The sequence below is a fragment of the Aquibacillus sediminis genome, assembly GCF_005870085.1.
Classification (GTDB): Bacteria; Bacillota; Bacilli; order Bacillales; family Amphibacillaceae; genus Aquibacillus_E; species Aquibacillus_E sediminis.
In genome coordinates, this window is the sequence record NZ_SZNM01000004.1 from 98,735 (window position 1) to 111,574 (window position 12,840).

Sequence of the window (12,840 nt, forward strand, 5' to 3'; positions counted from 1 at the left end):
AAATATTAGAGTATGGAGGGGATTTGATGGTTTACGAACAAAAAATAAAAGAAAATGACGGTGATGTGACCGCATTAATTGAACAAGTAGAAAGTCCGAAAAAACGGGAGGATGCCTATAAACTGTTAGAAATTTTTACAGAAACAACTGGTTATCAAGCCAGAGTGTGGGGGAGTACTATCATTGGATTTGGCTCCTATCATTATAAATATAAAACGGGCCATGAGGGAGTTGCACCACTCGTCGGTTTTTCTCCAAAGAAAGCTAGGTTCAGCCTGTATTTCGCAACTGGAGATACAGAACGTGAGGAGTTATTAAAACAATTGGGTAAGCATAAAGCTGGGGCAGCTTGTGTTTATGTGAATAAACTTGCAGATATTGATGTTGATATACTAAAAGCATTAATTAAACAATCAATTGTTTTTTTGCGTGAAACCTATCCAGAATAAATGACTTTCTCCTCTTACATCAAAGGCCGTATCTAAAGTCATATGAACCATATGATTAAGAAAATTATGATAAAATAATCAGAAAGTAGAGAAAGGATTGGTTAGTGATGGAGATTAGTAGAGTATCAATTATTGGATTAGGTGCATTAGGTATTTTGTTTGGATATCAATTATCCAAACAAATGCCCAAACAAAATTTACGAATCGTTGCTGATCAAAATCGCATACATAAATATACTAGTCATGGGGTCTATTGCAATGGAGAGTTATGTGAATTTAACTATATGACACCTGAACAGCCTTGCGAACCTGCAGATTTAATTATTTTTGCTGTTAAAGAAAATGGATTAGATGACGCAATAGAAGCAATGAAGAAACATGTCGGAGAAAACACAATTATTTTATCTGCATTAAATGGGATATCTAGTGAGGAGATCATTGGTCGGACATTTGGACATGATAAAGTGTTATATAGTGTTGCGCAGGGAATGGATGCTGTGAAAGTCGGTAATCAACTGACATATGAGAATAAAGGGATGCTTTGTTTTGGGGAACGTGAAGCAGGTGTTGATTCTGAAAAAATGCAGCGGGTAGCTAATTTTTTTGATCAGGTAGATTTTCCTTATGAAGTGGATGTGAATATGATGAAACGTCAATGGGGAAAGTTTATGCTTAATGTTGGGGTTAATCAAACGGTTGCTGTTTATGAAACGAATTATGGCGGAGTGCAACGACAAGGAAAAGCAAGGGATACGATGGTTGCCGCAATGAAAGAAGTCATTGCTTTATCTAAAAAAGAAGGGGTTGATTTATCCGAAGATGATTTGACTTATTGGCTTCAAATACTGGCTACGCTTAGTCCTGAAGGCAAGCCTTCTATGCGTCAAGATTTGGAAGCTAAACGTTATAGTGAAGTGGAATTGTTTTCTGGAACGGTTTTAGAGTTAAGTAGAAAACATGGCATTCAAACACCTGTGAATAGATATTTATACGATTCTATTAAGAGAATCGAGAGTCAGTATTAGAAGGTGAAAAAATCAGTATTTCTAGTAGTCAGTTTAACTATTGAAGATCGGGTCCTGTAGTGGATTCGGTCTTTTTTAATGGAGTTTGTAGATTAAATAGTTATTTTCTTAGTAATAGAGCAAGTGCCGTTTCCGTATTTGCTTAGTGAAATATAAATATAATGAGAACTTTTAGAAAGGAGGAAATGAAAATGAGTAGTAAGTTGGATGATTTTAAAAACTCTTGTCAGTGCCATCGTAAAAAACGTAAATGTGAGTGTAAAGAGAAAGAAGTTCATTGTAAAGTTCAGAAACAGTTAGTGAAAGATTGTATTTGCTGTGAATGGTCTGTTCCTGAAGGGGAATCTCAGGTTGTTTTCCAAACTGGAGGGTTTAAACAACTGTTTGGATCTGGTTTTGTTAGCTATGACAGTGGTGATGCTCCGTTTATTGTTGTTAGATTTTTTGCAAATGGACAGCAGTCAGGACCTGCGATCAAAGTATTTGAAGATAGTTGTGTAACTTTCACTTATACGAAATTTGATAGTATTACAGTTACGTGTCCGGAAGATGAAGTGGAATATGATACGGTTGATGAATCGGAGTGTGAAGGTGAAATTAGTATTACGTCTCGTTTTCCAGTATAAAAACTAATTATAAATTAAGTTTAGGCCTAAATTTTTAGGGGTGAGATTTTCGCCGTTTCTTATTAATTTAACAGGAATATTTTAATAGAAACAAGGAAAGTGAGGTGAATAATTTGAGCTGTAATAAATGTGAAAAGGACCATTGTGAGTGTAAAGATCATAGTGTTCATGATGAGCATTGTATAGTTAGACGTAGAAAAAAGCATAAATGTCCTATTTGTCCTACTGGTCCAACAGGGCCGACGGGGCCGGAAGGGCCAACGGGACCGGAAGGACCGACGGGGCCAGAAGGGCCGACGGGACCGGAAGGACCAACAGGGCCAGAGGGACCGACGGGACCAGAAGGACCGACAGGACCAGAAGGACCGACAGGGCCGGAAGGGCCAACGGGGCCAGAAGGACCGACAGGACCAGAAGGACCGACAGGACCAGAAGGGCCAACGGGGCCAGAAGGACCGACGGGACCAGAAGGACCGACAGGACCGGAAGGGCCGACGGGGCCAGAAGGACCGACAGGACCAGAAGGGCCGACAGGGCCGGAAGGACCGACAGGACCAGAAGGGCCAACGGGGCCAGAAGGACCGACAGGACCAGAAGGACCGACAGGACCAGAAGGGCCAACGGGGCCAGAAGGACCGACAGGACCAGAGGGGCCAACGGGGCCGGAAGGGCCAACGGGACCGGAAGGACCGACGGGGCCAGAAGGACCGACAGGACCAGAAGGGCCAACGGGGCCAGAAGGACCGACAGGACCGGAAGGGCCGACGGGGCCAGAAGGACCGACAGGACCAGAAGGGCCGACAGGGCCACAGGGACCAACTGGAGAGTGTGATTGTGAGGATATTAGCTGTACTTGTACGGATCAGATTAGAAACGTATTGGAAGAAATAGCAGCAGCTGAAGGCACAGTAAACGTTCAAATTAATACAGAAAACGGCGGAACAACTACTGGTGGATTAACGGATCCGACTCAAGTGGGTACAGGAATTGTTACACTCGATAACGGTGATATAATTTCACTATGTAAGATTGCTTGGGTAAGAACAACACAAAATGTAACCTTCCAAGATCTCGGTATTCAGCCGTTAGACTTACCAGAGCCTGAGTTGGTAACATGTGAAGATGAATGTGAAGAAGCAATTAGAGATAGCCTTGACATCGGAACAATCTATAATATTGAAGCTGGTGGTACAACGACTGGTAACAGACGTATTAATGACAAAGCTGTTGGTGTAGTATTTGTAGGTGGAAATGCGAATAGTACTGATACTGCAATTTCTACTTGTCATATTGAAATCGCAGACCCACAATAGACGTAGCAAACAAATAAGAAGACTGTGACAAGCATATATATACCTTGTTACAGTCTTTTTTGTTAACTATTAAAAATGAAATATGTGATGTGCCACTATTTTAAAACAAAATGGAGTCGGAGTGGTAAAGGTCTGCATACACTATAATAATACTAGATTAGGAATGATCATGATGGGAATGATAGATAACAATGTTAGTAAATTGATGGTCAACCATGTAAAACCAATCCTTATCTACTCCAAAAAAGGCAAGGTTGTAGAGGCATATGGTTGTGACCATGGTCAATTGTTTTGTACTACGTATTTTCTTTTCCTCGGAAAAGATCAGGACTGTATAACTTTACGATTATTAGTACCGATGTCCATTTGTGGTTATCAGTTCTTCAAACCTTCTGAATCAACAATTACGATCAGTAAAACTTGTTTAATGGGGATTCAAAACTTATCAAGCGTTGGGATTCATTCAAATCTTATCATTCGCTACCCATTTTCTGATTGTTTAAAGGGAGAATTTTCAATTTCAGAAGGGTATTCAGAAACCACAATCTGGCAATCAAACGTAAAATACCCATTTAAAGGTAATGCAACGATTGTTTACAGAAATGGAACTGATCCATTTATATACGTTGCGTTATATAGTCTGAATAATAAACTTAAAACATTATATAAAGTTTATAAAAACGTACCTTTTTCTTTTGATTTTACGAAGAAGTCAAAAATTGTGGTCTCAAAAAATGACTTAGATAAAAAAATAACAGGTGACTTTCGATTTGATTTGAGTGGTGAACTAAAAGAGAAGATTCACTTAAACAGCGCTGAGAATCAATTATATTAACCCCCAATAATAATGATAAACAATTATTATTGGGGGTATTTTGTTAGCATTGGATTTAAATTCGTGTAGATAAACGATTTAACTGATATTTAATGTCGAAAAGATATTCGGGGTAGGTTGTTGCATCCCTTAAAATAGACAACTTAGCGAAATCGTCCGCCTGATAATTTGGAAGAATAAGGCGAAGGAAATAAAGTTCTGATAAGTAAGGAAGATGATGCAGTTCTTCCCATTCCAGTAATCTTTTTTTAGCTTCAAATCTTCTCTGCAACCGGAATAAACATAAAATAATCCAACGAAAGTAGATAAATTGTTCCATCTCCTCGTTCACTTTTTTATAAAGAATTTCAAATTGTTCTAACGCAAGTTCATATTCTTTCTTATAAAAGAGGCGATAGGCTTTTTGGTTGAGAAGGGAAAATGGATTTGTTGGTGTGATAGGGCAATAACATCTTTCGACCTCCGTATTGGCTGAGTCTTTGCGATTTGCAACTATTTCCCATCGAGCAATTTTAAAGGCGTTATCAAGTTTATAAACTACAGGCACTTCTATCAAATCGGCGGTTGTATAGGATAACAACTTCCAAAATTTAGTGTAGTCATCTTGCTCTATAAAGTGATCCTTTGTTAGAGTAACGTCCCACTCGTCGATATCAACTGATGGTTTAACTTGATAGGTAGCGATGCCTTGATAATAATCAATAAGTTCTTCTGTAATTGTTTCCCAATTAAATTTATTTGCTGTTACATAACCATGGTCAATTAGTTTTGCTTTTAGTTGGGGATTCCCAAGTACTTGTTCAATTTTTGTTGCCGTGTCCAAAGGATCAGCAATTCTAGTTATTAGTGCATTTTCTTGGTCGAATGCATATTCGCGAACACCTCTGTTCCCAGATGTAACAACTGGACAGCCACAAGCCATCGCTTCTAGTGGTGGTAGAGAAAAACTTTCGTAGTGGGAGCCAGACACATAGATAGTAGCTCCTCTGTATAATTTTGCGATTAGTTCTTGGTTAGGTTGAACAAACACTTTTGAAACTTTACTCTTCATTTTTTCTGAAGGTGCCTCAGGTGTAATCCAAAACAAATCTAGTTGTTTATTTGTTTTGGTTAAGATGTCGTAAGCTTTCGTGATATCTTGTATCCCTTTGAAAGTAGCTGATTCTGCTCCTATCATTAATAGATAAGGATCCGTTGCAGGATACTTATCTTGCTTATTAGAAAAAATTTTGGGATCGATTGCGTTCGGAATTACTTTTGCTTTTCTATTATAATATTTTTGAATATATTCAGCTGTACTAGAAGATACAGTAAAGATAAATGAAGGCAATTGAAATTGTGTTTGGATATATTTTTTAAGAGAGTTGTTCATCGATTCGTATTCAAATAAATGAAAGTCACCTTGCTCAAAATAGACCACTGGTGCAATTCCCGTTTCGATGCAAGCTTGGATATGATCCCAATAGGTTGCTACAATAACATCACAATTAGGGACGCCCTTAGCTAATTCAAGGTCAAAAGGAACTTGACTATAGTTTGCTTCAATTGGGTACCATTTCGGTTTTTCGAAGTGAGAAACAATGGTGACTCTCACACCAGCTTGGGTTAATCGGTTTGCATGCTCAAGTATTATCTTCACTCCTCCACTGACAGCTACATTGCTCATCACATAAACAACATGAAGATCTGTTCCTTTTGTACTTTTGTTACATAATAATTGTTTTCTAGCTAGATAAAGACGATCCATTCTTGCATGAAATTCTTTACGTTTCAGTTCTCGTATCATCATGAATCCCCCAGAACAGTTTTGTTTCTTCTAGTTTATTAAGCAGTCATGAACAAGTGAATAGATGATGGAAAAGTAGACATTGTCCCACACTCGATGACAACTAACGCATAAATTATATTAATGGTAAATTTTGTTTGATATTGGAGGAAAATAACGGTGGTGACAATTAGTTTATGCATGATCGTAAAAGATGAAGAAGAAGTATTGGCTAGTTGTTTGGATAGTGTGAAAGAAGCATGTGACGAAATCGTCATTGTTGATACAGGTTCTACCGATAAAACAAAAGAAATTGCAGCTTCTTTTACAGATAAAGTAGTTGATTTTGAATGGGTTGATGATTTTTCAGCAGCAAGAAATTTTGCTTTTAGTCATGCGACAATGGATTTTATTCTTTGGTTAGATGCAGATGATGTTTTGTTAAAAGAAGATCTTAGTAAATTATTAACGTTAAAGAAGACTTTAGACGATACGGTGGATGTCGTTTCAATGTATTACAATATAGCATTTGACGAATATGGAAACCCAACATTTAGCTACCGCCGTAACCGACTAGTAAAGCGTACAAATCACTTCAAATGGCATGGCGTTGTTCATGAGTATTTAGCTGTTTCAGGTAATATCATTAAATCTGACATCGCAGTGACACATCAAAAGCATTTGAAAGAAAATAGTGGGGATACAAAAGGGAGAAATCTACAAATCTATGAAGCGAAGTTAAAAAGAGGAGAGAAATTTTCCCCTAGGGACCTTTATTATTACGCTAATGAACTTCGGGAAAATCAAAAATATAAAAAGGCGATCCTATATTACAATGAATTTTTAGCAACAAAAAAAGGTTGGGTAGAAGATGAAATAATGGCTTGCACATTTCTAGCAGACTGTTATGCCTACCTCGGGGAGCATGAAAAAGAAATAGATTCTTTATTACGATCGTTAAAATATGATTTGCCACGACCACAAATATGTTGTCGTTTAGGAGATTACTTTAAAAATAAAAAGAACATAAAAACTGCTGTCTTTTGGTATGAAACAGCCATTAATGACGGACTAGTTGATCATGGTGGGTTCACTATGCCAGCTTTTTCTACATGGTATCCTCACTTACAATTATGTGTTTGCTATTGGAAACTTGGAAATATGGAAAAAGCGTATCATCATAATAAAATGGCAGAAAACTATCGGCCTAACGATCCGAGTGTTCAATTTAACAAGAGGTTTTTCGATAAAGAAACTGCCAAACCTTTGAAAGGCAATAAAAGAAAGATCCTATATATTGGATGGATTGGCCATAACAATCTCGGAGACGAGTTAATGTGGCACATTTTTAAGGAGAAATTTGATACGTTGTTTGGAGATGAAAATTGGGAAGTTGAGGGGACGATCCGTAAGCCATCAACAGCATTTAATATAGATGCATATGATCTCGTTGTATTGGGTGGAGGATCGATTATTTGTGAAAACAACACACCAGTACTTTATAAGGCGATAAAGAAAGGAAAAAAAGTAATGATTTGGGGAGCGGGTATGGATTTGATTCAACAGGAAGATGTCTCATTGTTGCAAGCTGAAAAATCCATTAATATTGATCGTTATTTTTCAAGAAATATCCAACAAAAGCTTGTGGAAGTAATTGATCATGCTGAATTCGTCGGTGTAAGAGGACCGTTAACTTATGAAATATTAAGGCAAATGGGAGCAAAAGAAAACAAAATAATGGTTAGCGGCGACCCTGGATTACTGTTACCAAAAGAAAATGAAGAAGTGGATTTTGTAGAAAAGTTAATCTTGCCGTTTAAAGGACAAAAGATAGTTGGAATAAATTGGGGTACGTCATTTAATCATGTCTTCGGAGGCAATGAATCACATGTTGAATTACAATTAGTTGACTCCATTCAAGAACTAATCGAGAAAGGATATAAAATTTATTTATACACCGTTTGGGATCAAGATATTCCTGCAATTAAACGATTATATGAACAACTTAATGATCCAGGAAATGTGATCATGGATACGAATTTATACGATCAAAATATATTGGTACAATTAATGTCTCACTTTGATTTTACGATAAATTTCAAATTACATGCGAATATCATCTCATATGTTGCAGGAACTCCGTTTATTGCTCTTGCTTATCGATTTAAAGTGTTTGATTTTACTAGTTCTATAAATTTAGAACCTTTCGCAGTAGCAACCGATGATAGAAATATTAAAAGTAAGATATTAAAACTAGAAAATAGAATTAGTATGGACCGATTAAAATTTAAAGCGCAAAGGGATGAACAACTATCTTTCTATACTCAACGGTTAGATGAACCATTTGACAAACATCTATTTCTTTAAAACAAAGGAGGAACGATTTTGCATAACTTTTCAAGTGAAGAATGGGAAAAGTTGAAGAAGTTTGGACATGTTGAGTGTGGGAATACAAAGAATATTGCAGCAGAGGGGTTATATTACGGCGGAGATAAGCTAGTAGAGGACAATTTAAATAGGCACCAGTTTTTACCATACAATATTGAAGAAATTATCACTGCTGGAATAGATGCATTGAAAGACCACAAAATAAATTTAAAAAATGCGCAAGAAGTGGCTGAAGAAATTGAGACAGCAGTAACACAAAAAAATGGATATTCAGTGGTTCGTCTTGGTGATGGCGAACTTTTATTCCTATCACATGATGTCCTCCATTCAAGTGAAGTAATAAACGATGAACCACGACTTAAATTTTTATCTTATGCAGGTGTTCAAGTACCAAATCACCAAGCACGTGATCAACTATTAAATAAATTACGACAAGCAGATGTGATAGGTATACCAAAAGCCCGATTTCCCACCTTCCAAAATCTTTTTACCAAATTAGCCAATTATCATCAATGGGATTTGTCTAAAATGCCTTTAACAAGTTCTATTATTAATTTTGAATTAGTGAAATATACTACGATCTTAAATAAACTCTTGCAAAATTACAAGGTTTTGTTAATAGGTAACCGGATGGAAGAAGCGCAACGTCATTTTCAGCAATATGGTTATAAAAATATTGTTGGAAATATCCCTGTTCAAGGGATTGAGCAAGTGTCAAATGTGATCGAACAAGCGGAATCATATCAATATGATGTTGCCCTAGTGTCAGCGGGTATTCCAGCGACTTTAATATGTCCAATGCTTGCAAAAAAACAAAAAGTTGCGATTGATTTCGGACATTCAATAGATGTTTTATTAGATGGTAATCACCCGATTATGTCTTTGGAAAAAAACAATATGGATATCGATACTTGTTGTCAAGTTGGCTATTATTACTTTATTCGTCAAGATTTTGAGACAGCAATATATTGGTATAAACAGGCACTTAATCATACGATTACAAATCAACTTACTACAAAGGTTATCGCTCACCTTCGACTTTCACTTTGTTATTGGGAATTGGGAAATGTTGAAAGGGCAAGCTACCATAACGAAAAAGCTGGTCAGATTGATCCTAATAACAAAAGTGTTCAACAAAATAGAGTATTTTTTAATAAGATATATCGTGATCAAAAGTAGGAAAATAGTTCAAAAGAGCTGAAGACCGCGGGAAATTACTGAATTAAAAAGCTAAGTATTTGTGATAATGTGGCACATTTGCTTAGCTTTTTGATTACTTTGAAGAATGAAGTTGATCAATTAATCAAGTGCTTATTACTTGTTCTTAAATAAATAGGCACTATCTTTGTACCACCAATTATTTAGCGATAAAATAAAACAGATAGTGCAAAGAAAGGGAGTAATAACCATGAATACATATCCAAATGTAACCGAAACAAAAGAAGTACTAAAACAACTTGTATCGATTCCAAGCCCATCTGGAAATACGGGAAAGGTCATTCAATTTGTGGAAGACCATTTAGCAAATCTTGGTGTGGAAACAAAGCGTAATCGTAAGGGGGGATTGATTGCAACCATCCCTGGAGAGAATGCCCAAGAGCACCGTATGCTAACAGCACATGTTGATACACTTGGTGCAATGGTAAAAGAAGTGAAATCCAATGGCCGTCTTCGAATAGATTTGATTGGCGGTTTTAAATACAACTCCATTGAAGGCGAATATTGTGAAATTCAAACTTCCAATGGGGATGTCGTTACCGGAACAATCTTGATGCATCAGACATCTGTCCATGTGTATAAAGACGCGGGTAAAGCGGAGCGAAATCAACAAAACATGGAAGTTCGAATTGATGCAAAAGTGGAAAATGCTAAAGATGTTCGTGCACTTGGAATTGAAGTTGGTGACTTTGTCTCGTTTGATCCACGTGTAAAATTAACAGAAAACGGTTTTATTAAATCACGTCACCTGGATGACAAAGCAAGTGTTGCAATTCTTTTGCAACTAATTAAACGTATCAAAGAAGAAGAGATTACATTACCATACACGACGCATTTCCTCATTTCGAATAATGAAGAAATAGGCTATGGCGGTAACTCCAATATTACACCAGAGACCGTGGAATATTTAGCGGTTGATATGGGAGCGATGGGTGATGGTCAATCGACCGATGAATATACGGTCTCCATTTGTGTGAAAGATGCGAGTGGACCATATCATTACGAACTAAGAAAAAATCTTGTCAATCTAGCACAGAAAAATGATATCGGTTATCAACTTGATATCTACCCATACTATGGTTCTGATGCATCGGCAGCAATTCGTGCGGGCAATGATATTATCCATGGCCTGATTGGCCCTGGAATTGATTCGTCTCATGCGTTTGAACGCACACACGAAAAATCTTTAGAACAAACCGAGCAGCTACTCTATCATTATGTGCAATCTGAACTTGTTTCTTATTAAAACCATAAAAAAAGATGCTATTCCATATTGTTGGAATAGCATCTTTTTTGCGTTGTTGTTCTGTGAATGATTGTCCGATGTTACAGGTAGCCGAGTGAGGGCCTACTTCGAGAGATGAAACGGTTTGTGGTTCCGTTATTTCAACAAAGAGTGCTTCAATATAGGGGGAAACGGTTCGTGATTCCACTAATAGAACTAAAAGTAGGTAAATAGCTGAAAAATTGGCACATAGAGGAATGAGAATCCGCTTCGTCTCACAAATCCAAGGAATTTTGCTAATTAGCGGAATGAGAATCCGCCTTCAATCGCCAGTGATAACCCCGAAACGTCTATCCTACAAAGCTAACTTCTGAATTGGCTTATTAATAAGTCACAAAATAATCATAAATACTACTTTTTTGTACTTATGATTGGCTTTACTTTGGGAAAGATAAAATGTGTATTCATGAACATGTTTTAATTCATTACATGATGGAATAGACATAGTACCAGTGTTTCATAAAAAAGGAGGAGCGAAGGTTGTGTATCGAAAACATGAAAAAGGATTGATGTGGTTAACTTTTGCCGTTGCGATTATTATGGGGCTATCATTAATCGGTCGTATTTTTTCAGGTTAAAAAGGAGTATATATTATGGGAAATGAACAATCGGTATTTTTTAGTCGTGTATTAACAGAATTAACGTTATCGTTTCATATTATTTATGCAACCATTGGCGTCGGAATTCCGCTCATGATTTTTATTGCCCAATGGATCGGAATTAAGAAGCAAGATGAACATTACATATTACTAGCTAGAAGATGGACAAGAGGTTTTGTCATAACAGTCGCGGTTGGGGTAGTAACAGGAACTGCTATCGGTTTGCAGCTTTCCTTGTTATGGCCAAATTTTATGGAGTTAGCCGGCAACGTCATCGCTTTGCCGTTATTTATGGAAACATTCGCATTCTTTTTTGAAGCAATTTTTTTGGGTATTTATTTATATACGTGGGACAGATTTGAAAATCAGAAGAAACATCTATTATTACTTGTACCAGTTGCAATTGGTGCGTCTTTCTCAGCAGTGTTTATTACAATTGTAAATGCATTTATGAATACGCCACAGGGCTTTGAATTTGCTGGCGGGGAACTAATTAATGTACAACCAATTGTGGCAATGTTAAATCCAGCAATGCCTACCAAAGTAGCGCACGTATTGGCTACCGCATACATGACATCAGCATTTATACTTGCTTCGATTGGTGCGTTTCGTCTTCTGAAAGGGTCTGATCATCAGTATCACAAAAAGGCATTATTTCTAACGATGAAAATTGCACTTGTCTTCTCGATTGCTGCAGCGGTTATCGGTGACTTCTCTGGTAAGTATTTAGCCGAATATCAACCAGAAAAACTAGCGGCATATGAATGGCATTTTGAGACAGAGGAAGGCGCATCGCTTCTATTATATGGTGTGTTAGAAGATGGAAATGAAGTCAAGTATGCCATTGAGATACCATATGGGTTAAGTATATTAGCTCATGGCAACCCCAACGCGGAAGTAATTGGGTTGGATCAATTTCCTGAAGATGAAATACCCCCACTTTATATACACTATTTATTTGATTTAATGGTGACCATTGGCATGGGGCTAGCAGTGCTTGCGCTAATCTATGTTGTTGGCGTGTGGACGAAACGTCAGTTCATCCATTCGAGAGGTTTCCGCTGGTTGATAGTGGCTAGTGGGCCGTTAGCGATGTTAGCGATTGAAGCAGGTTGGTGGCTAACCGAAGTAGGACGTCAACCGTGGGTACTCCGTGGGTTATTGAGGACGTCTGAGGCAGCAACAACCAATGATCAAGTTGATACGATGTTAGTGTTGTTTGCTGGTCTATATTTGGTACTAGGAATAGGTAGTGTGATTGTTCTTAAGAGGATGTTTCGAAATAATCCAGTAGAACAAGAACTTCAAGATCGACAGGAGAAAAGGTAGGTGAAAAG

9 protein-coding genes and 2 pseudogenes are annotated in these 12,840 nt (G+C 37.4%); 10 read left to right on the plus strand and 1 reads right to left on the minus strand.

Annotated elements, in window-relative coordinates; translation table 11 throughout:
* The first annotated feature begins 26 nt into the window (after positions 1-26).
* From FCI53_RS05710 to FCI53_RS05730, 5 genes are all read left to right on the plus strand, one after another.
* Entirely contained in the window at positions 27-449 is a 423-nt protein-coding gene (locus tag FCI53_RS05710) for a DUF1801 domain-containing protein (RefSeq protein WP_138416734.1), read from the plus strand.
* A 107-nt stretch (positions 450-556) separates the two neighbouring features.
* Positions 557-1,474, plus strand: a complete 918-nt coding sequence (locus FCI53_RS05715) for a ketopantoate reductase family protein (RefSeq protein ID WP_171038076.1) — start codon at positions 557-559, stop codon at positions 1,472-1,474.
* 191 nt (positions 1,475-1,665) lie between these two features.
* Positions 1,666-2,100, plus strand: a complete 435-nt coding sequence (locus FCI53_RS05720) for an S-Ena type endospore appendage (protein ID WP_171038077.1) — start codon at positions 1,666-1,668, stop codon at positions 2,098-2,100.
* Positions 2,101-2,213: 113 nt separating this feature from the next.
* Positions 2,214-3,413 (plus strand): hypothetical protein, encoded by a 1,200-nt coding sequence (locus FCI53_RS21775; RefSeq protein ID WP_246050027.1) that lies wholly within the window; start codon positions 2,214-2,216, stop codon positions 3,411-3,413.
* Positions 3,414-3,585: 172 nt separating this feature from the next.
* Positions 3,586-4,248, plus strand: coding sequence for a hypothetical protein (locus FCI53_RS05730; protein ID WP_138416740.1), 663 nt, complete (start codon positions 3,586-3,588; stop codon positions 4,246-4,248).
* Positions 4,249-4,303: 55 nt separating this feature from the next.
* Here the strand turns inward: FCI53_RS05730 and FCI53_RS05735 are convergent, their stop codons facing one another.
* Positions 4,304-6,034 carry a glycosyltransferase family 4 protein gene (locus tag FCI53_RS05735; RefSeq protein ID WP_171038078.1) on the minus strand — a complete coding sequence of 577 codons (1,731 nt, stop codon included), beginning with the start codon at positions 6,032-6,034 and terminating at the stop codon, positions 4,304-4,306.
* 159 nt (positions 6,035-6,193) lie between these two features.
* Here FCI53_RS05735 and FCI53_RS21780 point away from each other — a divergent pair.
* From FCI53_RS21780 to FCI53_RS05755, 5 genes and pseudogenes are all read left to right on the plus strand, one after another.
* Positions 6,194-7,270: pseudogene (locus FCI53_RS21780) on the plus strand (tetratricopeptide repeat-containing glycosyltransferase family 2 protein); the annotation flags it as partial.
* Positions 7,271-7,342: 72 nt separating this feature from the next.
* A pseudogene (locus FCI53_RS21785) lies at positions 7,343-8,380 on the plus strand (polysaccharide pyruvyl transferase family protein); the annotation flags it as partial.
* Positions 8,381-8,398: 18 nt separating this feature from the next.
* On the plus strand, positions 8,399-9,580 hold the full coding sequence (locus FCI53_RS05745; RefSeq protein ID WP_138416743.1) for a GT-D fold domain-containing protein: 1,182 nt from the start codon (positions 8,399-8,401) through the stop codon (positions 9,578-9,580).
* 229 nt (positions 9,581-9,809) lie between these two features.
* Complete coding sequence (locus FCI53_RS05750; RefSeq protein WP_138416745.1) at positions 9,810-10,865, plus strand: M42 family metallopeptidase; 1,056 nt, start codon at positions 9,810-9,812, stop codon at positions 10,863-10,865.
* A 632-nt stretch (positions 10,866-11,497) separates the two neighbouring features.
* Positions 11,498-12,832 (plus strand): cytochrome ubiquinol oxidase subunit I, encoded by a 1,335-nt coding sequence (locus FCI53_RS05755; protein WP_138416747.1) that lies wholly within the window; start codon positions 11,498-11,500, stop codon positions 12,830-12,832.
* Positions 12,833-12,840 lie beyond the last annotated feature (8 nt).